The following is a 20,768-nucleotide window of genomic DNA, read 5'->3' as shown; positions in this document are numbered from 1 at the left end:
CGCCGTCAGCCCTGCTTGACCGGCTGATCGAGGGCCACGATGGGCAGGGAACGGCGCCCGGCGGGGTCGCGGCGCTGGGTTTCCAGCAGGATGTCGCGGGCGATGGGCGCGGCCACCTTGGAGCCGCCGCCGCCGTGCTCCACCACCACGGCACAGGCGTAGCGCGGCTTGTGCACCGGGGCGTAGGCGACGAAGAGCGCATGGTCGCGGCGCCGCCAGGGCAGCTGCTCGTTCTTGGTGACGCCGGCGGCGCGCTCGGCCATGGTGATACGGCGCACCTGGGAGGTGCCGGTCTTGCCCGCCAGTTCCCAGCCTTCATCCTCGATGCGGGCGCGGTAGGCGGTGCCGCGCGGATGGTTGCTCACCGCGTCCATCGCCTCACGGACGATGTCCAGATGGGCCTTCGGCACATCGATGTCGGGGAAATCCGGGGTTGGCGGGTCGCCCTGGGGCACATCGTCGTCGGCGCGCACACCGCGGGTCAGGCGCGGGACTACCGCCTTGCCGGTCGCCAGCCGCGCGGTCATCACCACCAGCTGCAGCGGGGTGGTCAGCACGAAGCCCTGGCCGATGGAGGCGATCAGCGTCTCGCCGCCCTGCCAGGGCTCGCCGATGTTGGCCAGCTTCCAGTCGCGGGTCGGGATCACCCCGCCCCTTTCGCCTTTGAGATCAATGCCCGAGGGCTCGCCGAGACCGAACTTGCGCGCCATGGCGGCGATGTTGTCGACACCGATCTTGCGCGAGATATCGTAGAAATAGACATCGCAGGAATGCTGAATGGCGCGGACCATGTCGACCCAGCCGTGACCGTGCCGCTTCCAGCAGTGGAAGCGGGCCCGGCCGAGGGTCATGTGGCCGGGGCAGAAGACCCGGTAATCGGTGCTGATGCCGGCCTTCAGCGCGGCCAGGGCGACGATCATCTTGAAGGTCGAACCCGGCGCATAGAGACCTGTGGTGGCCTTGTTGTTCAGGGGCTTCAGCGGATCGTTGATCAGGTCGTTCCACTGCTTCACTGTCAGCCCGATGTTGAAGGCATTGGGGTCGTAGCTCGGGGTGGAGGCCAGGGAGAGAACGTCGCCGTTCTCGATATCCATGACGATGGCGGAGGCGCTTTTCTCGCCCAACAGGCGCTGGTGCGTGAAGGTCTGCAGACCGCCGTCCAGGGTCAGAACCAGTTCGTCGCCCGGCTTGCCCTCCTCGCGCTTCAGTTCGCGGATGACACGGCCATAGGCGTTCACCTCGATCTGGCTGTTGCCGGCGGCCCCGCGCAGCGGCAGATCGTATTTCTGTTCGATGCCGTTCTTGCCGATGCGAAAGCCCGGCAGTTCCAGCAGCGGGTCGCCGGTCAGGTCGCGCTCAGCCACCGCCGCGACGTAACCCAGCACATGGGACATGCTGGCGGCAAAGGGATAGTCGCGGATCTGCCCCATCTCGATGGAAACACCAGGCAGCTCCGGCCCGTTCACCTCGACCCGGCTGACCTCGTCCCAGCTCAAATTCTCCCGCACCGTCACCGGCACGAAGCCGCGTTTGCGCGACGCTTCGCGCAGCACCCGCTTGTAATCGTGCTCGTCCAGTTTCATCAACTGAGAGAGCGCGTCCAGCACCTGTTTGACATCACCGGCCTGTTCGCGCACCAGGACGACGCGAAAGTTCTGGCGGTTGCTCGCCAGGGCATAGCCGAAACGGTCGAGAATGCGCCCGCGCGGCGGCGGCAGCAGGCGCAGATTGATCCGGTTGTCCTCCGCCAGGGTCTTGTAGCGGTCCGCTTCGACCACCTGCAGATAGTACATGCGGCCCGCCAGACCCGTCAGCAAGAGCGCCTGGGCTCCGCCCAACAGCAGTGCACGGCGCGAAAAAGCGCGGTGGCGTTCGTTGTCTTCGTTTTTCTGCAGCATCGTCCCTGCCCCGTCTAACGCTGGAACAGGCGCTGACCGCGCAGAAAGAACCAAGCGAGCACCGGGTAGACGGCGACGGTCATGAGAAACTGGAAGAACACCGGCTCGGGATCGATGTAAGCCATCATCGCCAGGCAGGTGAGCAGCCAGGTCAGCGCCATGGACACCGCGGCGACAAGCATGAAGACGCACCAGATCAGGACGAAAGAGGCGGCCAGAAAGAAGCGATGCTGCCAGACCACCAGGGCATGGGCGATCAGCAGCCCAACGATGCCGGGCCCCCAGGCACCGCCGGCCAGGAGGTCGTGAACGAAACCGATGATGAAAACGGCCCAGATCGGCATCAGGTCGGGCCGGTGGACCGACCAGAAGAACACGCCGATCAGCGCGACCTCCGGGACAATGGAAGCAAAGCCGGTAATCCTGAGCGGCAGCAGGGACAGCAGCACTAGCAGCAGAGTCACGAAGAACGGCGAGATGTTGCGGGCCACGCCGTCCAGGCGATGTAGCACGCCCTGGCTCACCGGACCGCACCCCCTGTTACCGAGTCCTCGGTGGCCGCGGCGCGGCTGGCGGCCGCCGCGCGCTCTGCCCGGGCGGCTTCAACCGTCTTGAAATCGAGGATTCCGCTCATCTCGTAATCGACAATGCGCAGGATTTCCATGTGATCCCAGTCGACAAAGGGTTCGACCCGGATCGCATTTTCGCTGACGGCGGAGACCACACCGATGGCCAGACCCGGTGGGAACACGCCACCGTGCCCGGAGGTGGTGACCTGATCGCCCGGCGTCAGTTCGACCGTGGGGCCGAGATAGAGCAGCAGCGGCGCGTTGGTATTGTCGCCGGCCAGAACCGCGCGTTCGCGGCCATCGCCGACAATCACCGGAATACGGCTGTTGATGTCGGTCACCAACAGCACCCGCGCTGAGCGCAGGCCGACCTCGGCAACCCGGCCCGCAAGACCGGCGCCGGTCGTCGCGGCCTGGCCCTTCTCGATGCCGTCGCGTTCACCCGCGTTGATCAGTACGGAACGGACGAAGGCGCCGCCGGGGTCGCCCACCACCCTTGCAGTGACGTAGCGCATGCCGGGGTCCGGCACCATCTGGTTGAGATCGCGCAGCGCCGCGTTTTCCGCCTCCAGGCGGCGGGCCACGGCCTGCCAGTGCAGCAGCCGGGCGTTCTGCTCTTTGAGCGCCACGTTCTCGCTTTGCAGGTTGGCCAGGGTCTCGGCCTGGTCGATGACGCCGCTGAACGTATCGACCGGCTGGGAAACCGCATCCAGGATCGGCGTCACCATATCGGTGACGGCGGTGCGGGTTTCTTCGACAAGGAAGGTATTGGTACGGCCGATGAGCATCAGACCGAAGGCCGCGCCAACCAAAATCAACAGAGCAAAACGGCTCGCCCAGGCTTTCAACGGCGAAGCAACGCGAATCTCTGATCCGGTCGGTTTGTTCACAGGTCCTCCAGTCGCAGCCATCCCACCATGGGCCTACGAGCGACCGATTCGGGCTAAGTTACCGAAACATCAAAACAAATACAAATGAAGAAACCCTTGATCGCCAAGTAACGCCCAATCGACGCCCGATCAATAACGGGGTCAATACATGGAGATCAGGACGTTCTTCAGGACCTTCATTTCTTCAAGGCAGCGCCCGGTGCCGAGGGCGACGCAGGACAGCGGATCGTCGGCAATGGAAACCGGCAGCCCGGTGGAGGCCCTGAGGACATAGTCCATATTGCCCAGCAGCGCGCCGCCGCCGGTCAGGACAATGCCTTTGTCGACGATGTCGGCGGCCAGTTCGGGCGCCGTGTGCTCCAGGGCGACCTTCACCGCTTCGACGATTGCGCCGACCGGCTCGGCCAGGGATTCGGAGATCTGCCGTTCGGAGATGATCAGTTCCTTCGGCACGCCGTTCATCAGATCCCGACCCTTGATTTCCATGGTGCCGCCCTCGCCGTCTTCCGGCGGGCAGGCGGAGCCGATTTCCTTTTTGATCCGCTCGGCGGAGCCTTCGCCGACCAGCAGGTTATGATTGCGGCGGATGTAGGCGATGATCGCCTCGTCCAGCTTATCGCCGCCGACGCGAACCGAACGGGAGTAAACGATACCGCCGAGCGAGAGAACCGCCACCTCGGTGGTGCCGCCGCCGATGTCGACCACCATGGAGCCGGTGGGCTCGGTCACCGGCAGACCGGCGCCGATCGCAGCGGCCATGGGCTCTTCGATCAGGAAAACCCGGCGCGCACCGGCACTTTCCGCCGATTCCTGGATGGCGCGGCGCTCAACGGCGGTGGAACCGGAGGGCACGCAGACGATGACCTGGGGAGAAGCAAAAGAGCGGCGATTATGCACTTTGCGGATGAAATGCTTGATCATTTCCTCCGCCACCTCGAAGTCGGCGATCACGCCGTCACGCAGCGGACGGATGGCCTGGATATTGCCCGGCGTGCGGCCCAGCATCATCTTGGCTTCGTCGCCGACGGCCAGAACCTGCTTCTTGCCTTTCACCTCGGCGATCGCAACCACCGAGGGCTCGTTCAAGACGATACCGCGCCCCTTTACGTAGACCAGCGTGTTCGCTGTACCGAGGTCGATCGCCATATCGGCGGAAAGCATGCCGAGCAAACCAGAAAACATCGATCCAATCGCCTTTTTGTCAAACCCTATGGGGCCGCAGAGCCTGCGGCTGTTCGAAACACGAGATCACCGAAAGAACGGGTGCGGCGGCAAGACCGGACCGGGAAACAGCAGCAGAAGCCGCCGGCGCCGAGGCCTTGGGCAAATTTCTCGCTGAAATCGCAAATGACACTGCCTGTTACACCTTCGTCTCGGACCTTCCGGCCCCTGCGGCGCCGTACCGGCGTCACATCCCGTGAACCTTCTTCCCCTCAACAACCCGCTCACCCCGTCAACCGCGGCAGCGTGGAGCGGCGAACGAAAAGCAGAAGCGCACGGCCGACCCGAAGGCCACGGGAAAGGTTCACCGCTTCTATCGGCCCCGCCTTTGGAAGGATGCGATCCTTCGCGGCGGTTCTGACCCTGTCGTTCCGCGCCATCTCCCGTCTCGGCGCGTGCGGACCATGGGTCGGCCCTATCGTTCAGAAGCGTGGTTAACGCCTACTTTTCTAAACGCCACTCTTGAGGTTAACAATATCTATTTTGAAAGCGTTAAGAATTGCTGAAGTCCAGGGCCTTCCTACGCTTTTTCCACGCAGAAGAAACCCTGGCCAGCGCCCGGACGGCCCCGACTCCACAGCCGCATTCACCATGAAAGAGGCATGCGATCGGCTTACAGACGCGTCAACGCTCTTCCAGGGCCCAGCCGGACTGATGGCGGCGGTAGAGCTTGTAGAGTGCATAAGCGATCAGCAGACAGCCGATCCCCGGCCGCACGACGCCGCCCATCATGATCAACGGCAGCGAGAGTGCGAGACTGGCCAGCGGAACGTAGAACAGGGTCCACTGTTTTTTGCCGACATTGCGCTGGTACCAGGGGAAGGCGGCGGAGAACAACGCCACGATCAGGAAGAACAGCGACCAGGGCCGCGTGAGGAAGAGCGTCAGGTCGTCGCTGGTCCCCACGGCACGCGACAGATTGACCTCGGCAATGTGGCCCAGGACCACCCCCAGAATGATCGGCGCAAGCGGAAAACCCAGGGTTTTCATGATGTAACCCAGGATTCCGAAGACGAAGAGCACCCAGATGTTGAAGACCGAGTTGTCCAGGGCAAAGACCCCGATGGCGCAGTACAGCAGGATGACCGAGGCGAGGAAGTACATGGGCATCCGCACGATCATCAAAAAGGCGCGCAGGCAGAAGGCCTGCATGACGATCATGATGAAATGCGCCAGGAAGAAGGCCACGAAGATGCCGTAGGCCAATTGCGGATTGTCGGTGATGAAGGTCGGGCTGGGCTGCACGTTGTGGATCAGCAGCGCCCCCAGCATCACCGCGGTGACGATATCGCCGGGAATGCCCAGCGCCATCATGGTGATCAGCGCGCCGCCGGCCGTGGCGTTGTTGGAGGCTTCCGGCGCGATAATGCCCTCAGGCGAGCCTTTGCCGAACTCTTCCGGCGCCTTGGAGGCCTTCTTGGCCTGGTCATAGGCGAGGATGTTGGAGATCGAGCCGCCCGCCGCCGGCAGAATGCCGGTGAAGACGCCGATGCAGGCGGAGCGCACGAGATTGATCCAGTGGCGCAGGATGATCTTGACCGCGGCGAAGTGCTCGACCCGCACCGCCTTGGCCGAGCTTTCCATCAGCGGCCGCCGGGCCTTGTCGCGGCTGCGCACGTCGCTCAGCAACTGGGAGAAGGCAAAGAGGCCCACCAGCACCGGCAGGAACTTCAACTCGTTCTGCAGGATGTCGGTGCCGAAATTGAAGCGGGCGACGCCGTTCACCTCGTCGGAGCCGATGGTGGCGATCGTCAGCCCCAAAAGGCCCGCGATGATGCCCTTGGTCAGGTTCTCGCCCGAGAGGCTGGCGGTGATGGTGAGGGCGAAGAGCACAAGGGAGAAGAAGTCCCAGGGCCCGAATTCCAGCCCGATGCGGGCGAGCTGCGGGGCCAGCATGACCAGGATGACGGCGGAGATGATTCCGCCCAGGAAGGAGGACCAGACGCCCAGCCCCAGGGCGAGACCGGGCCTGCCCTTGCGGACCAGGGGAAAGCCGTCGAAAACCGTCGCCACCGACGAGGGCGTGCCGGGAATGCCGGTCAGCATGCCGGACATCAGGCCACCGGACAGGCCGCCGACGAAGACACCGATCATGGTCGAAAGGCCCTCGACGGGCGAGAGGCCGAAGGTAAAGGGCAACGTCAGCACCACCGCCATGGTGATGGTGAAACCGGGGATCGAACCGGCGATCAGGCCGGCGGTGACGCCGACAAACATCAAAATCAGATTGCCCGGCGCGAAGACCTCGCCGAAGGCGCCGATGAGCGTTTCAAACCCCATGGGAACGACCGATCACTTTCATGTTCTCTTGCTTCATCAGATCCCGCCTCAGCTACCTGTGTCAGTTAAACGAGATCAGCACGCCTTCGGGCAGGAAGACCCGCAGACCGAAGGTGAAGATGGCCCACATGGCCCCAACCGTGCCCGCCGCGACGGCGGCATGAATCGGCACCAGCCTCAGTTCCATGGATCCGAGAAGCGTGAGCGCGCAAAAGACAAAAAGGATTCCGCCGATCAACATGCCGAAGAACGGCAGGGTCAGCAGAAACAAGAGGAACAGGCCGTAACAGTAGAAGGCGTTGCGGTAACTGGCGAGCCAGGCGATGAGGCCCGGCTCCTTCGGCGCGCCCTCCGCACTCTCCGCATCTTCCGCTTCCCTCCGGAAGTCACCCCGCAGGGCCTGGGCCAGATAGATCAGGCTGGCCAGAGTCAAAGCCGCCAGCACGGCGCGCGGCCAGACGGCCGAGTTCATCTGGCCGAAGTCGGTCAGCCTGATGTTGAAGGATTCCCAGAAGAAGACCCCGCAAAAAAGCAGCAGCACCAGGGCCACCACCACGTCCCGGTTCACGCGCGTCACCGGCAATCCCCCTCAAAACGTCCCTGTTTTCTTGTTGGTGGCAAAGCGGCCCCGATAGCGCAAACCATCGGGGCCCGAACTCTGCCGATACGGGCTTTCAGGCGTTACTCGCCCTTATAGAGCCCGACTTCCTTGGCGATCCGCTTCCAGTTGGTGAAGGTTTCCTCGAAGTAAGCCGTATACTCGGCCGGATCGTAGTAGACGACCTCGGTCCCCTTGGCATTCATCTCGGCGATCACCGCCGGATCGGTTGCCGCCTGCTGGAAAAGTGCGCCGTAGTGATCGATGATCTCCTGCGGCGTGCCCTTGGGCAGCATGACACCGCGGTCGGTGCCGTAGACCAGATCATAGCCCTGTTCCTTCAGGGTCATGACCTCGCCGATCTCGCTGTTGCGCTCCGGTGTGGTGATGCCCAGCGCCTTCAGCTCGCCGGTGGCGATGTACTGCTTGGCCGAAGCCAGGTTGATTTCACCCAGCTCGATGTTCTTGGCCAGCAGCGCGGTCATGCGCTGGCGGGTGCCGTCATAGGAAACGTGCTTGAACTTGACGCCGGCCGCGTCTTCCAGCAGCAGGAAGACGAAGTGGCTGGTCGACCCCAGGGTGCCGCCGGCAACGATCTCGCCCGGCTTCTCCTTGGCCGCAGCGACCAGTTCCGTGATGTTGTTGTAGGGCACGTCCGGATTGGCGCCGAAGATGGCCGGCGTGCGGGTCAGCATGGCGACCGGTTCGAAGGCATCCCAGGTGAAGTCCACGCGACCGTTCAGATATGACGTCAGGGCGCTCTGGTGGATGGCGAAGAGCGTACAGCCGTCGGGCGCGGCCTTCACCGCTTCCTTGGCGCCTTTGTTGCCGCCCTGGCCGCCGATGTTCACGACCTGAAGCTGTGGCTCGGCACCCTTGTTGTTTACCGCCTCAACGAAGGTGCGGAAAATAACGTCGGTGCCGCCGCCGGCGCCCCAGGGCACGATCAGCTTGGCGGTGCGGCAGGAAATCTCCGGCGCCGCCACGGCCGGCGCCGTCGACAGACCGCCGGTTACCAGAGCCGCCGTCAGGGCCGCCGCTCCCAGTAGAAGTTTGCCTCTCAACATGTTCTTGGTTCTCCCTTCCCTTATATCGGGTTCGATATTCATTATCGGTTCGCCGGAGCCTGCCCGGTCCCTTCCAGAGGCAGATCCAACGGACACGCAGATCCAACAGACTCAAAGCAAATCAACCGCCCTGCCCTCTCCACTCTCCGGCGAGAGCGGGGATGGCCTGCGGTCGTCTCCCTGTTACTGTAACCCGCCAGGGCCCGGAAACAACAGCCCAGGCCGCCAAAAAGGCCGGATCTCGCCTATCAGGAGTAACAATATTGTCAGCACAAATCAGAGTGGCAATCGCCGGTTTCGGGGCCATCGGCCATGCCGTCGCCAAGGCACTGAATCAGGGCATTGAGGGCCTGGAACTGGCCGCGGTCTCAGCCCGCGACACGGTAAAGGCCGAGGCCCGCATGTCCGGCTTCGAAAACACGGTTCCGGTGCTGCCCTTCACCGAACTGGCAGAACGGGCGGATGTGGTGGTCGAGTGCCTGCCCGCCGCCCATTTCGGTGAATTGGCGGAGAGTGTGCTGGGCCGCGGCAAGACTCTGATCCCGCTTTCCGTCGGCGCCCTGCTGCCGCGCCCGGCGCTGATCGACCTGGCGAGAGACAAGGGCGGCGCCATCGTAGTGCCGACCGGCGCCCTGCTGGGTCTGGATGCAGTGCGGGCCTGCGCCGAGGGCCCGGTGGAGCATGTCACCCTGGTGACCCGCAAGCCGCCCGGCGGCCTCGCCGGCGCGCCGCACCTCGTTGAAAACGACATCTCGGTGGAGGGCCTGACCGAACCCAAGCTGGTCTTCGAAGGCAGCGCCCGCGACGGCGCCAGGGGCTTTCCCGCCAACGTGAACGTCGCCGCGGCCTTGAGCCTCGCCGGTATCGGCCCCGACAAGACCGCCCTGCAGATCTGGGCCGACCCCACGGTCACCCGCAACACCCACACCGTGCAGGTGGAGGCCGACGCCGCCCGCCTGACCATGACCATCGAAAACGTGCCGACGGAGGAAAACCCCAAGACCGGCAAGATCACCGCGCTCTCCGTCCTGGCGACGCTGCGGCGGATGACGGGACCGCTGAGGGTAGGGACTTAGGCGGCGTTCCGCGCCTGCCGCTTACGCTCCCGATAACGCTGGAAGCTGAATTCCCCCTCACCCTCCCGCTACGCGGGGCCCTCCCTCTCCCACGGAGGGGAGAGGGGACTACAGCGACCCTCTTTTGTTTCTCCCTCTCCCCTCCGTGGGAGAAGGTCGGGGTGAGGGGGAGGCGCGGAGCGCCACACATCATCTCAGCCGCCGAAGCTCACGATCTTCCCACCAGCCACTGTATGAACCAGCCGCCAGGGGCCTGTGCAGTCGACGACGGCGACATCAGCGCGGCGGCCGGTCTCCAGCGTCCCGCGGTCGTCCAGGCCCATCGCCGCCGCCGGGTTCCGGGAAACCAGGTCCCAGGCTTCGTCGAGGGATCGCAGCCCGCTCTCGACGAGACGTTCGGCGGCGTGCAGCAGGCTGGGATAGTAGTAGTCGGAGGCCAGCACAGAACAGAGGCCTTCGCCGATCGCTTCCTCGGCCGAGAGGGCGCCGGTGTGGCTGCCGCCGCGGATGACGTTGGGGCCGCCCATGACGACATGTTCGCCGCCGGCCATCGCATCCGCCGCCACCTCGCGCGCGAGGGGGAATTCGCTGACGCGCATCCCCAGATCGCGGTGGCGCGTCCGCTCGGCGCCGGTCCATTCGTCGTGGGCCAGCATGACGACGCCCTGCCGTCCGGCCAGCGCTGCGACTTCACGGATCTTTGCCGGAACCTCCGGCGCGCGTTGGCCCACCGCCTCGACCTGGGCCAGATACTGCTCCAGCGTGACACCGGCGCGCTGCGCCCACTTGTTGAGCTTGTGATGATCGCCGGCTTTCACGGTTTCGAGTGTCGAGGTGGTGTGATCGTTGAAGGCCAGCGCCGGTGTCGGATGAAGGGTCAGCCAATCGGCGATGTCGTCGATGGCGTCATGGGCAAAGGTCTCCCAGCGCAGCTGCACGCGGTGATCGGCCATGAAACGCGGCGCCAGGGCCTGCAGCTCCGCCATGAAGCGGCGTCCGGCGGCAAGGCTGCGCGCGCCTGGCTCCCAGGAAACTGTCAGCCCGTGAAAAGCGGTGGTGATGCCGTTCGCCAGCAACTGCCGGTCGACCGAGGCCATGGCGATGGGAAAGGCGATGTCGACGCCGGGACGCGGATGCAGTTCGAGTTCGAAGGCATCGCCGTGAACGTCGACGATGCCGGGCAGCACATGGTATCCGCGGCAGTCGATGTGCAAGGCATCGGCGGCCGGCCTATCGACAACACGTCCGTCGGCGATGTGCAGGTCGGCGGCTTCAAGATCGCCCTGGGGCGTCAGCACCTGACCGCCGGTCAGGCTCACAGACGTCGTCATGTTACTTCCCCTGTGTTAGATGGCGTGAAGGCTGCGTTAGCCCTCGCCACTCATTCCAACCGTCATGCTCGGACTTGTTCCGAGCATCCATTGCAGTGGCAGAACCGAACCCTTCTCGCAGAGGTTCCAGCGAACGGACCAATGGACCCTCGGAACAAATCCGAGGGTGACGACAGGAACATGGCTTCAAATTGGAAGGTCCTCACCCTCCTGCCAGCCTTCCTTCCTCATCCGATACAGCACGTGCCGTTCCAGCCGGTGGCCTTTCGCCACCTTGGGATGGTCGAAATCATCTGCCGGGTCGTGGGTCATGCCGAGGCGTTGCATGACCTTCTGGGACGGTGTGTTGGTCGTCGTGGTGAAGGAAACGATTTCCTTCAGGCCGAGGTCGTCGAAACCGAAGCGCAGGCATTCGCGGGCGCCTTCGGTTGCATAACCCTTGCCCCAAAACTCCTTGGCGAGACGCCAGCCGACCTCGACGATGGGGTTCTGGATCGAGGTGAAGGGGGCGTCGAAACTCGGCGCCCAGAGGCCGATGAAGCCGATGAAGGGGGCGACGCCCGGCACCTCTACCGCAAACCAACTGAATCCGTGTTTAGCCATCTCCTGACCGATGCGCGCCATCACGGCCTCGGTCTCGGCGCGGGTCTGAATTGCCGGGAAGTGTTCCATCACCACCGGATCGGCATTCAGCGCCGCGAAGGGCTCGACATCCGCGTCGCGCCAGGGGCGGAGAATCAGGCGTTCGGTCTTGAGGGGGGTGAAGGTTTCGCTCTGCATCGCTCTCTTCCGGTCGGCACGGCGGCGCGCAAGCTAACCGAAGATGTTGCGTGGTGCCACCTTCTTCGCCCTCCGCTTCGCGGAACGCCCCCTCACCCCGACCCTCTCCCACCAGGGGAGAGGGAGAACCAAAAAAGTGCGCGGCTGTGAATCCCTCTCCCCTTGTGGGAGAGGGAGGGGCCCACGCAGTGGGAGGGTGAGGGGGCCTTCCGCGAAGCGGAAGGAAACTGTCACTCAAGCAAAAACACTTCGGGCCCCGCACATTCCCGCGCGAGGCCCGAAGGTGAACACCCAAGTTCGACGATTGGCGTTCGAAGGAAAGGCTTTTAGTTCTTTTCCTTGTCGACCAGCTGGTTGGCCGCGATCCAGGGCATCATGGCGCGCAGCTTGGCGCCGACTTCCTCGATGTTGTGCTCGGCCGAGCGGCGGCGCAGCGCCTTGAAGGAGGGCTGGCCGGCCTTGCACTCGGTCACCCAGTCGCGGGCGAAACGGCCGGACTGAATGTCGTCCAGCACCCGCTTCATCTCCGCCTTGGTCTCGTCGGTGACGATGCGCGGGCCGGTGACGTAGTCGCCGAACTCAGCGGTGTTGGAGATCGAGTAGCGCATGTTGGCCATGCCGCCCTCGTACATCAGATCGACGATCAGCTTCACTTCGTGCAGGCACTCGAAGTAGGCCATCTCCGGCGCGTAGCCGGCCTCGCAAAGCGTCTCGTAGCCGGCCTGGATGAGCGCCGTCAGACCGCCGCAGAGCACCACCTGCTCGCCGAAAAGATCGGTCTCGCACTCTTCCTTGAAAGTGGTCTCGATAACGCCGGAGCGCCCGCCGCCGATGGCAGAGGCGTAAGACAGCGCGATCTCCTGGGCGTTGCCCGAAGCATTCTGCGCCACCGCGATGAGGCAGGGCACGCCGCCGCCGCGCACATATTCCGACCGCACGGTGTGGCCCGGGCCCTTGGGCGCGATCATGAAGACGTCGAGGTCCTTGCGCGGCTCAATCAGGCTGAAGTGGACGTTCAGGCCGTGGGCGAAGGCCAGGGCCGCGCCCTCTTTCAGGTTCGGCTCCAGGGAGTCGCGGTAGATGTCGGCCTGCAGCTCGTCGGGGGTCAGCATCATGACCACGTCGGCCCACTTGGCGGCTTCCTCCGGGGTCATCACCTGAAGGCCGGCGTTCTCGGCCTTCTTGGCGGTCGCCGAACCGGCGCGCAGGGCGACGCGGACGTCGGCAACGCCGCTGTCCTTCAGGTTGTTGGCATGGGCATGGCCCTGGCTGCCGTAGCCGACGATGGCGACTTTCTTGCCCTTGATCAGATTGACGTCGGCGTCACGATCGTAATAGACGCGCATGGCGGCCGTCTCCCTTTGTACTTTTGTTGTTCGAATTGGCTCGCCGGGGTTCTAATGCGCCGGACGGCAAAGCGCAACGGGATTCCCGGCATGGCCGCCTGCATCTGCCGCATAGCAGGGTTTCAGCGGGTTTCGAGCGCTCAGGTGGGGACTATTCTGCCGCTGTCTGCAGGAATTCGAGGGCTTCGAAGCTGACCGAGCGATCCGGGCCGACCACCAGCACCTGGTTGGCCGGCAGAGCCTGCCAGGTATCGGGCTGCTCCAGGGGTTCGGAGACGATGGAAACGGCGCTGCCTGCACCCCCCCACGCCCCGGCCGGATCGCCCGTACGCCAGTAGAGGCTCGGCGGGCGGTCGTCGCTGGCATAGCGAAGGGCATAGATCGACCGTCCGTCGGTGAGCGCCGAGGTGAAGCGCAGCGGCGCCGCCACGCCGGCAGAGTCCATAACCCCGATCACCTGGGCCAGGGTGCGCGAGAGGGCGCCCAGGGGGTCGTCCTCCAGGCCGTTGGCGAAGAGCAGCAGGAACAGGATCTCGCTGTCCGTGGTGCCTTCGCGGTGGTCATAGAGCGGATCGGGGATCAAGGCCTCCAGCCGCCGGCGCAGTTCCAGATAGCCGCCGATCTGGCCGTTGTGCATGAACAGCCATTGATCCTTGGCGAAGGGATGGCAGTTGGGTCGCGACGAAGAGGTGCCGGTGGAGGCGCGGACATGGGCGAAGAACAACCCGGCGCGCAGTTGATGAGCCAGGCTGGCGAGGTTCGGGTCGTTCCAGGCCGGCAGCACCTCGCGGTAAAGCCCCGGCTCCGCCCGCTCGCCGTACCAGCCGATGCCGAAGCCGTCGCCGTTGGTCGGCGTCTTGGCCTCGTTCGCACAGAGGCTCTGGGCCACCAGGGAGTGGTCCGGCTTGCAGATCAGTTCATCCAGAAAGACCGGTTCCCCGGTATAGGCCAGCCAGCGGCACATGGCTTTCTCTCGTTCTCAGTCCCCGGACAGAATACCCGAAGAGAATGGAGAAAGGCTTGCAATGCGCCGCCCAGCCGACGGCGGAACGGCAAAATTATTCGAGTTTTTGAGCTTTCTTGGGAAAAATTACCCTATCGGCCCGCCAACGGCAGAACCGCTTCTAAAGTCCCTGGGGTCCGCGGGAGATGGCGACCACACCGGTGCGGCTGACGTCGACCAGGCCGAGGGGCTGCATCAGGTCGATGAAGACGTCCAGCTTCTCGCTCTTGCCGGTCATCTCGAAAACGAAGTGGTCGTGGCTGGAGTCCACCACGCTGGCCCGGAAGATGTCGGCGATGCGCAGGGATTCGACGCGCTTCTCCCCGGCGCCGGCAACCTTCACCAGGGCCAGCTCGCGCTCGACCGAGGGGCCTTCCAGCGAGAGGTCGCTGACCCGCTGGATCGGCACCAAGCGGTCGAGCTGGGCCTTGATCTGTTCCAGGATCTGCGGCGTGCCGGAAGTGACGACCGTGATCCGCGAGCGCTTCTCCAGCGGATCGACCTCGGTCACCGTCAGGCTTTCGATGTTGTAGCCGCGCCCGGAGAACAGGCCGATGACCCGGGCCAGCACGCCGGGTTCGTTGTCCACCAGCACCGCGATGGTGCGTTTCTCGATCTCTATGCTTTTGTTCGCCATGGTCTGTCGCCGGCCGTTCGGCCGCTTTCGTCTTCTGCAGTCGTGAAAGGAAGTTGCGGGCGCCGTCCTTTCTAGACGAGCACCATGCCCTCCTCGGAAATCGGCTTGGCGGCCTTGTCGTCCGGACCGAGCAGCATCTCGTAGTGCGCAGCGCCGGAGGGGATCATCGGGAAGCAGTTTTCGTCCTGGGCCACGAGACAGTCGAAGATCACCGGCTTGGGCGTCTCGATCATCTCCATGATCTTGTCGTCCAGATCATCGGCCTTCTCGCAGCGGATGCCGACGGCGTGGAAGGACTCCGCCAGCTTCACGAAGTCCGGCAGGGAAGCCGAGTAGCTTTCCGAATAGCGCCCGCCATGCAGCAGTTCCTGCCACTGGCGCACCATGCCCATCCACTGATTGTTGACGATGAAGACCTTCACCGGCAGATCGTACTGCGCGATGCAGGAAAGCTCCTGAATGTTCATCAGGATGGAGGCCTCGCCGGCGATGTCGATCACCAGGGCCTCGGGATGGGCGCGCTGCACGCCCAGCGCCGCGGGCATGCCGTAGCCCATGGTGCCGAGCCCGCCGGAGGTCATCCAGTGGTTCGGCTTTTCGAACTTGAAGTACTGCGCCGCCCACATCTGGTGCTGGCCCACTTCCGTCGTGATGAAGGGACTGCGGTCCTTGGTCAGCTCGTAAAGGCGCTTGATGGCGTGCTGCGGCTTGATGATCTGGCCCTTCTGCTCGAACTTCAGGCAGTCGCGGGCGCGCCACTCGTCGATCTTTTCCCACCAGGCCTTTAAAGCCTTCTGGTCGAGTTCATGACCGCCGGCTTTCCAGGCGGCCAGCAGGTCTTCCAGAACCGAGCCCGCGTCACCGACGATGGGCAGGTCGACCATCACGTTCTTGTTGATGGAAGAAGCATCGATGTCGACGTGGATCTTCTTGGAGCTGGGCGAGAACTCGTCGAGGCGCCCGGTCACCCGGTCGTCGAAACGCGCGCCGATGTTGATCATCACATCACAGTTGTACATCGCGAGGTTGGCTTCGTAGGTGCCGTGCATCCCCAGCATGCCGACGAACTGCGGATCGCTGCCGGGATAGGCGCCGAGGCCCATCAGGGTGTTGGTGCAGGGCACGCCCAGCAGCTTCACGAAGCGGGTCAGCAGCTCGGAGGCCTTGGGCCCCGAATTGATGACGCCGCCGCCGGCATAGACGATCGGCCGCTTGGCCTTGGCGATCATCGCCACCGCCTCTGCGATCTTGTCGTCCTCGGCCTTTACCTGCGGGCGATAGCTGCGGTGCTTCACCTCTTCCGGCGGGATGTAGCAATCGCTCTTCGCCTGCATCACGTCCTTGGGGAGGTCGATCACCACCGGGCCGGGGCGGCCGTTCTGCGCCACGAAGAAAGCCTCGTGCAGGGTGCGCGGCAGGTCGGCGACTTCCTTCACCAGGTAGTTATGCTTGGTGCAGGGCCGGGTAATGCCGGTGGTGTCGGCCTCCTGAAAGGCGTCGTTGCCGATCAGATGGGTCGGCACCTGGCCGGTCAGGCAGACAATCGGGATCGAATCCATCAGCGCGTCGGTCAACCCGGTCACCGCGTTGGTGGCGCCGGGACCGGAGGTCACCAGGACCACGCCCACCTTGCCGGTGGAGCGCGCATAGCCTTCGGCTGCGTGAACCGCGCCGCCTTCCTGGCGCACCAGAATGTGCTGGATCTCATTCTGCTGGAAGAGCGCATCATAGATCGGCAGGACGGCGCCGCCGGGATAGCCGAATACGACCTCGACGCCCTGGTCCTTCAGCGCTTTGATCAGCATGTCGGCTCCAGACATCGTCGGCACGTCGGTCCACTTTCTACCGGCCATCACAGTTCTCCCTTCGGCCCCCGCAGATTAAGACCCCTGGGGAGGCCACACCAATCGTCATCAGTCACAAAATAGGCCGGCTGAACCGGCCAAGAAATCCTTCTCCGCAGCAGAAATGCCCCTGCGGTATGCGGCTAAAGGCCGCTGTTCGGCCCGTTTTCGGGGCCGAAGGAGCGCGACCCTATCCCCTTAACAGGGCTTGGTCAACAGGATTTGACGAATTTTCGCTAATATTTCGGGCAATAAGCTTTCGGAATATTGCGCCTCTATAACCATAATTTTCGTATCATTACTCAAGAATTGATGGCGCAGCCAGGTCATCTGGCGTTTGGCGTAGCGCCGCGTGGCCTGCTGCGCCCGGGCCAGGGCCGACTCCAGACTTTCCGCACCGGCCAGATGGGCAGCCAGTTCCGGCACCCCCAGGGCCTTCATCACCGGCAGGCCGGGATCCAGATCGAGGGCCATAAGACTTTCCACCTCGGCCAGGGCGCCCTGATCCAGCATCGCCGCCAGACGCGCGTCGCAGTCGGCATAAAGCGCCTCGCGCGGCGGCAGCAGGCAGAGCTTGATGAAATGAAAGGGCGCCGGTTCCGGCTCCTCGGCCTGCCACGCGGCCAGCGAGCGCCCGGTGGCCGCCAGCACCTCCCAGGCGCGGGCCAGGCGCTGGCCATCGTTCGGTGAAAGCCGGGCGGCCATGACCGGATCCCTTTCCGCCAGCTTCCCATGCAGGGCAGCGGCACCGCCTTCCGCCAGTTCGGCGCGGGTTGCCCGGCGAATATTTTCGGGAATCGCCGGCACCGCGTTCAGGCCCTGCTCGAACCCCTGCAGGTAGAGGCCGGTGCCGCCGACCAGGATCGGCAGTTTTCCGGCATCCAGCGCCGCCGCCACCTCCTTCATGGCCAAGTCCCGCCAGGCCCCGGCAGAACAGGATTCGGCGCCGCTCAGAGTGCCGTAGAGGCGATGCGGCACCTTCTCCACCTCTGCCGGTGAGGGCCGGGCGGTGAGAACGCTGAGTTCGCGATAGACTTGCATCGAATCGGCGTTGATCACGACACCGTCGAGGGCCTGGGCCAACGCGGCCGCAAGCCCCGACTTCCCGGAGGCTGTCGGTCCGGCGATCATCACCACGTCCGGAGGTTGTTTCTCCGAAAACTCTTCATTGCGATGCGTCATTGGTGGCAGTCGTAACCCGTCAGCGCGCCTTGCGGGATAGAGGGCGGCCTCTGTATAAGCCGCCGATGGAATATGTGCTTACCGTGATCGGGGACCCGCGCTCAAGGCCGTTGAACGCCGCCTTGGTGGAGGCCGCGCGCGGCGCCGTCGCAGCAAGCCGCAGCACGCCCGGCGAAGCCGACTGGCTGGCGGAGGGCATCGCCTGCGACATTCCCTTCGACGGCAGCGAGCCGACCATCACCCAGGCCCTGGTGCGCGAAGCCCTGGGGCCGGCGCCGCTGGACCTCGTGATCCAGCCGAGCAGCGGACGCCGCAAGCGCCTGCTGATCGCCGACATGGAATCGACCATCATCGCCGAGGAGATGCTGGACGAACTGGCCGGTGTCGCCGGGATCGGGCCGGAGGTGGAGGAGATCACTGCGCTGGCCATGGCGGGGGAGCTGGACTTCGAGGCCGCCTTGCGCGAGCGCGTCGGCCTGCTGACGGGGATGAAGAGGGAAACCCTGGAATCCGCAGCGGCGGCCATGACCCTGAATCCCGGTGCAAAGACCCTGGTGGCGACCATGCATGCGGCCGGCGCCTACTGTGCCCTCGTCTCCGGCGGTTTCACCTTCTTCACGGAAAAGGTCCGCGCGGCCTGCGGCTTCAGCGAGGACCGCGCCAACCGGCTGGAGATCGAAAACGGACATCTCACCGGGCGGGTACTGGATCCCATCCTCGGCCGCGCCGCAAAGCTGGTGGCGCTTGAAGAACTGACCAAAAGCCTGGGGCTGACCCTGCAGGACAGCTGCGCGGTCGGCGACGGGGCCAACGACCTGGCGATGATCGGCGCCGCCGGCCTTGGAGTCGCCTATCACGGCAAGCCCAAGGTGCGGGCCGCCGCGCAGTTCCGCATCGATCACGGCGACCTTACCGCTCTGCTCTACATGCAGGGTTTCCGGCGCAGCGAGTTCCGCGAGGACGACGCTACCGCCGAAGCCAGCTAGCGGAAATGAAAGCGGCGGCGCACCGAAGCACGCCGCCGCATTCTTAGACAGACTCTTTACTAGCTCTGGTCGATCCGCACCGCGACCCACTGGAAGTCGCCCTGGCGGAAGACCAGGAGGGTCACCACGCGGTAGCCCTCGGATTTGGCCTTCTCCACCTTCTCGACGACGTCGGAGGGCTGCAGCACCTCCTCCTGATCGACCTCGACGATGACGTCGCCGGGACGCAGTCCCTTCTCGGCGCCGGAGCCGCCTTCTTCGACCTCGGTGATGACAACGCCCTTGGTGCCCTCGTCCAGTTCAAAGCGGGCCCGCAGTTCCGGCGTGATCTTGCCGAGCGCCAGGCCGAGGGACTCCATCTCGCTGGGGGAGAGCGCTTCCGGCTTCTGATCGGCCGGCGCGGTGGCCACTTGATCGGCCTCCAACTCGCCGATCGTCACCCGGACCTTCTCCTCCTTCGAGCGGCGCCAGATCGTCACGTCCACCGTGGAGTTCACCGCGGTTTCGGCAACCATGGCCGGCAGGCGGCGCATCTCCGACACCTCACGGCCATTGAATTCCAGAATCACGTCGCCCTGCTTGATGCCGGCTTCTTCCGCCGGGCCACCCTCGGTCACCGCCGCCACCAGGGCGCCGCGGGGACGCTCGAGCCGCAGGCCTTCGGCCAGCTCGTCGGTCACGTTCTGGATGCGCACACCCAGCCAGCCGCGCCGCACTTCACCGGAATCACGCAGCTGCGCGATGATGTTCTTGGCCATCGAGGAAGGCGTGGCGAAGCCGATGCCCACCGAGCCGCCCGAGGGCGAGAAGATCGCCGTGTTCACGCCGATGACCTGTCCTTCGAGATTGAACATCGGCCCGCCCGAGTTGCCTTTGTTGATGGCAGCGTCGGTCTGGAGGAAGTTGTCGTAGCGTCCGGCATTGATGTCGCGCTGGCGGGCCGAGACGATTCCGGCCGTCACCGTACCGCCGAGGCCGAAGGGGTTGCCGATAGCGACCACCCAGTCGCCGATGCGGGTTTCGCTCGAGTCGCCCCACTCGGTGGAGGGCAGAGGCGCATCGGTTTCCACTTTCAGGAGGGCGAGGTCGGTGTCCTTGTCGCTGCCGACCACGGTCGCATCCAGCTTCGTGCCGTCGGATAGCACAACCTCCACTTCATCGGCATCGGCGATGACGTGATGGTTGGTGACGATAAAGCCGCTGGGGTCGATAACGAAGCCGGAGCCGAGGGAAGAGCCGCGACGCTGCTGCTGCGGCGGCGGTTCGCCGCCCTCGCCGCGGCGCTCGAAGAACTCCTTGAAGAACTCCTCGAACTGTTCGGCCTGACCGCCTTCGATGGTCTGCCGGGTCTGGATGTTGACCACCGCCGGCAGCAGCCGTTCGACCATGTCAGCGAAGGAGTCCGGCGCCGAGCGCGCCTGCACGGCAGACGACCAAGCCAGCATAATGAAGGCGCAGAGCAGGAGCGCAGCCCCCACCAGCCAGCGCCGCGTCCCGGCCGACTGTTCTGCCGCAAGAGCAATCGCCTTGCGCCGTCGCGTTGTGGAAATTCGCGTCACTTTAGATTTTCTCCCTCGCTTGGAGCGCTGCTCCATAAATGGCCGGCCCCTCTTTCAAGCAAAAGCAGGCGCCGGCAAGGGTTCCCTGGCTGAAGCCACCGCTGGGCAGACACCGCTCTTCGGCGCCTCCGACCGCCCCTTCTGGCTTCGCTTGTTCCCTCTAGAATGCCAACTTGGACCTTTTCGCAGCCGGTTTGTAGGTCCTCTCAAAAAAAAGTGTAGCATCTGAAGCCTGGGATACGAAGTGGGCGAATTTATGACGCCCTCACTCAAACCCAGAGGTTTGTTGGGTTTCAGCCGCGCAGCAACCATACCCCGAAGACCCCGAGGGCGGCGGCGCAGAGGCCGCCGAAGCGAAGGCGCTCCGGCGTCATTTCTTCCAGCATCTGCAGTATCTGGCGCAATCGATGCGGGAAAACCGCCAGAAACAGCCCTTCGATTACAAGAACAAGCGCCAGAGCGGTCAGGAAATCGGTCATATCCTACCCGGATTCAAGACGA

Annotated in this window: 18 protein-coding genes; 2 read left to right on the top strand and 16 right to left on the bottom strand. The window is 64.4% G+C overall.

The features are described 5' to 3' along the window. Window positions 1–5: 5 nt before the first annotated feature. From mrdA to ACP146_RS03870, 7 genes are all read right to left on the bottom strand, one after another. Window positions 6–1,898: a penicillin-binding protein 2 gene (gene mrdA / locus ACP146_RS03900; RefSeq protein WP_422365458.1), complete on the bottom strand. Its 1,893-nt coding sequence runs from the start codon at window positions 1,896–1,898 to the stop codon at window positions 6–8. Between the two features lie 14 nt (window positions 1,899–1,912). Next, window positions 1,913–2,410, bottom strand: coding sequence for a rod shape-determining protein MreD (gene mreD / locus ACP146_RS03895; protein WP_422365457.1), 498 nt, complete (start codon window positions 2,408–2,410; stop codon window positions 1,913–1,915). Window positions 2,411–2,418: 8 nt separating this feature from the next. Beyond that, window positions 2,419–3,357 (bottom strand): rod shape-determining protein MreC, encoded by a 939-nt coding sequence (gene mreC, locus ACP146_RS03890; protein ID WP_422365456.1) that lies wholly within the window; start codon window positions 3,355–3,357, stop codon window positions 2,419–2,421. A gap of 141 nt (window positions 3,358–3,498) precedes the next feature. Next, complete coding sequence (locus ACP146_RS03885; protein WP_167223262.1) at window positions 3,499–4,539, bottom strand: rod shape-determining protein; 1,041 nt, start codon at window positions 4,537–4,539, stop codon at window positions 3,499–3,501. Between the two features lie 663 nt (window positions 4,540–5,202). Further along, window positions 5,203–6,858: a tripartite tricarboxylate transporter permease gene (locus ACP146_RS03880; RefSeq protein WP_422365455.1), complete on the bottom strand. Its 1,656-nt coding sequence runs from the start codon at window positions 6,856–6,858 to the stop codon at window positions 5,203–5,205. Between the two features lie 61 nt (window positions 6,859–6,919). Continuing rightward, the gene (locus ACP146_RS03875; RefSeq protein ID WP_422365454.1) at window positions 6,920–7,435 is read right to left on the bottom strand and encodes a tripartite tricarboxylate transporter TctB family protein; all 516 of its coding nucleotides are present in this window, start codon (window positions 7,433–7,435) and stop codon (window positions 6,920–6,922) included. Window positions 7,436–7,539: 104 nt separating this feature from the next. After that, entirely contained in the window at window positions 7,540–8,523 is a 984-nt protein-coding gene (locus ACP146_RS03870; protein WP_422365453.1) for a Bug family tripartite tricarboxylate transporter substrate binding protein, read from the bottom strand. A 263-nt stretch (window positions 8,524–8,786) separates the two neighbouring features. Here ACP146_RS03870 and ACP146_RS03865 point away from each other — a divergent pair, with 263 nt between their 5' ends. After that, window positions 8,787–9,599: an aspartate dehydrogenase gene (locus ACP146_RS03865; protein ID WP_422365452.1), complete on the top strand. Its 813-nt coding sequence runs from the start codon at window positions 8,787–8,789 to the stop codon at window positions 9,597–9,599. 194 nt (window positions 9,600–9,793) lie between these two features. Here ACP146_RS03865 and ACP146_RS03860 read toward each other — a convergent pair whose 3' ends face one another. From ACP146_RS03860 to miaA, 7 genes are all read right to left on the bottom strand, one after another. Beyond that, window positions 9,794–10,930 (bottom strand): alpha-D-ribose 1-methylphosphonate 5-triphosphate diphosphatase, encoded by a 1,137-nt coding sequence (locus ACP146_RS03860; protein WP_422365451.1) that lies wholly within the window; start codon window positions 10,928–10,930, stop codon window positions 9,794–9,796. Between the two features lie 186 nt (window positions 10,931–11,116). Beyond that, window positions 11,117–11,710, bottom strand: a complete 594-nt coding sequence (locus tag ACP146_RS03855) for a GNAT family N-acetyltransferase (RefSeq protein WP_422365450.1) — start codon at window positions 11,708–11,710, stop codon at window positions 11,117–11,119. 326 nt (window positions 11,711–12,036) lie between these two features. Continuing rightward, entirely contained in the window at window positions 12,037–13,056 is a 1,020-nt protein-coding gene (gene ilvC, locus ACP146_RS03850; protein ID WP_422365449.1) for a ketol-acid reductoisomerase, read from the bottom strand. 151 nt (window positions 13,057–13,207) lie between these two features. Further along, a complete protein-coding gene (locus ACP146_RS03845; RefSeq protein ID WP_422365448.1) occupies window positions 13,208–14,020 on the bottom strand; it encodes a class II glutamine amidotransferase in 813 nt (270 codons plus the stop codon). 160 nt (window positions 14,021–14,180) lie between these two features. After that, window positions 14,181–14,696: an acetolactate synthase small subunit gene (ilvN, locus tag ACP146_RS03840; RefSeq protein WP_422365447.1), complete on the bottom strand. Its 516-nt coding sequence runs from the start codon at window positions 14,694–14,696 to the stop codon at window positions 14,181–14,183. A gap of 71 nt (window positions 14,697–14,767) precedes the next feature. Continuing rightward, complete coding sequence (locus ACP146_RS03835; protein WP_422365446.1) at window positions 14,768–16,549, bottom strand: acetolactate synthase 3 large subunit; 1,782 nt, start codon at window positions 16,547–16,549, stop codon at window positions 14,768–14,770. 189 nt (window positions 16,550–16,738) lie between these two features. Further along, entirely contained in the window at window positions 16,739–17,722 is a 984-nt protein-coding gene (miaA, locus tag ACP146_RS03830; protein WP_422365445.1) for a tRNA (adenosine(37)-N6)-dimethylallyltransferase MiaA, read from the bottom strand. Between the two features lie 65 nt (window positions 17,723–17,787). Here miaA and serB point away from each other — a divergent pair, with 65 nt between their 5' ends. Further along, complete coding sequence (gene serB / locus ACP146_RS03825) at window positions 17,788–18,708, top strand: phosphoserine phosphatase SerB (protein ID WP_422365444.1); 921 nt, start codon at window positions 17,788–17,790, stop codon at window positions 18,706–18,708. 59 nt (window positions 18,709–18,767) lie between these two features. Here the strand turns inward: serB and ACP146_RS03820 are convergent, their stop codons facing one another. Both ACP146_RS03820 and ACP146_RS03815 read right to left on the bottom strand, forming a co-directional pair. Continuing rightward, on the bottom strand, window positions 18,768–20,267 hold the full coding sequence (locus ACP146_RS03820) for a DegQ family serine endoprotease (RefSeq protein WP_422365443.1): 1,500 nt from the start codon (window positions 20,265–20,267) through the stop codon (window positions 18,768–18,770). 293 nt (window positions 20,268–20,560) lie between these two features. Beyond that, on the bottom strand, window positions 20,561–20,746 hold the full coding sequence (locus ACP146_RS03815) for a DUF2065 domain-containing protein (protein WP_422365442.1): 186 nt from the start codon (window positions 20,744–20,746) through the stop codon (window positions 20,561–20,563). Window positions 20,747–20,768 lie beyond the last annotated feature (22 nt).

This window comes from Pelagibius sp., from assembly GCF_965249265.1.
Taxonomy (GTDB): Bacteria; Pseudomonadota; Alphaproteobacteria; order Kiloniellales; family Kiloniellaceae; genus Pelagibius.
This window is presented reverse-complemented; position numbering and strand designations above follow the sequence as displayed.

What these genes read in the sequence shown, in the direction of transcription:
- mrdA (WP_422365458.1), bottom strand. Translation starts at nt 1,898, where the DNA reads ATGCTGCAGAAAAACGAAGACAACGAACGCCACCGCGCTTTTTCGCGC.
- ACP146_RS03885 (WP_167223262.1), bottom strand. Translation starts at nt 4,539, where the DNA reads ATGTTTTCTGGTTTGCTCGGCATGCTTTCCGCCGATATGGCGATCGAC.
- ACP146_RS03880 (WP_422365455.1), bottom strand. Translation starts at nt 6,858, where the DNA reads ATGGGGTTTGAAACGCTCATCGGCGCCTTCGGCGAGGTCTTCGCGCCG.
- ACP146_RS03870 (WP_422365453.1), bottom strand. Translation starts at nt 8,523, where the DNA reads ATGTTGAGAGGCAAACTTCTACTGGGAGCGGCGGCCCTGACGGCGGCT.
- ACP146_RS03860 (WP_422365451.1), bottom strand. Translation starts at nt 10,930, where the DNA reads ATGACGACGTCTGTGAGCCTGACCGGCGGTCAGGTGCTGACGCCCCAG.
- ACP146_RS03855 (WP_422365450.1), bottom strand. Translation starts at nt 11,710, where the DNA reads ATGCAGAGCGAAACCTTCACCCCCCTCAAGACCGAACGCCTGATTCTC.
- ilvC (WP_422365449.1), bottom strand. Translation starts at nt 13,056, where the DNA reads ATGCGCGTCTATTACGATCGTGACGCCGACGTCAATCTGATCAAGGGC.
- ACP146_RS03845 (WP_422365448.1), bottom strand. Translation starts at nt 14,020, where the DNA reads ATGTGCCGCTGGCTGGCCTATACCGGGGAACCGGTCTTTCTGGATGAA.
- ilvN (WP_422365447.1), bottom strand. Translation starts at nt 14,696, where the DNA reads ATGGCGAACAAAAGCATAGAGATCGAGAAACGCACCATCGCGGTGCTG.
- ACP146_RS03835 (WP_422365446.1), bottom strand. Translation starts at nt 16,549, where the DNA reads ATGGCCGGTAGAAAGTGGACCGACGTGCCGACGATGTCTGGAGCCGAC.
- miaA (WP_422365445.1), bottom strand. Translation starts at nt 17,722, where the DNA reads ATGACGCATCGCAATGAAGAGTTTTCGGAGAAACAACCTCCGGACGTG.
- serB (WP_422365444.1), top strand. Translation starts at nt 17,788, where the DNA reads ATGGAATATGTGCTTACCGTGATCGGGGACCCGCGCTCAAGGCCGTTG.
- ACP146_RS03815 (WP_422365442.1), bottom strand. Translation starts at nt 20,746, where the DNA reads ATGACCGATTTCCTGACCGCTCTGGCGCTTGTTCTTGTAATCGAAGGG.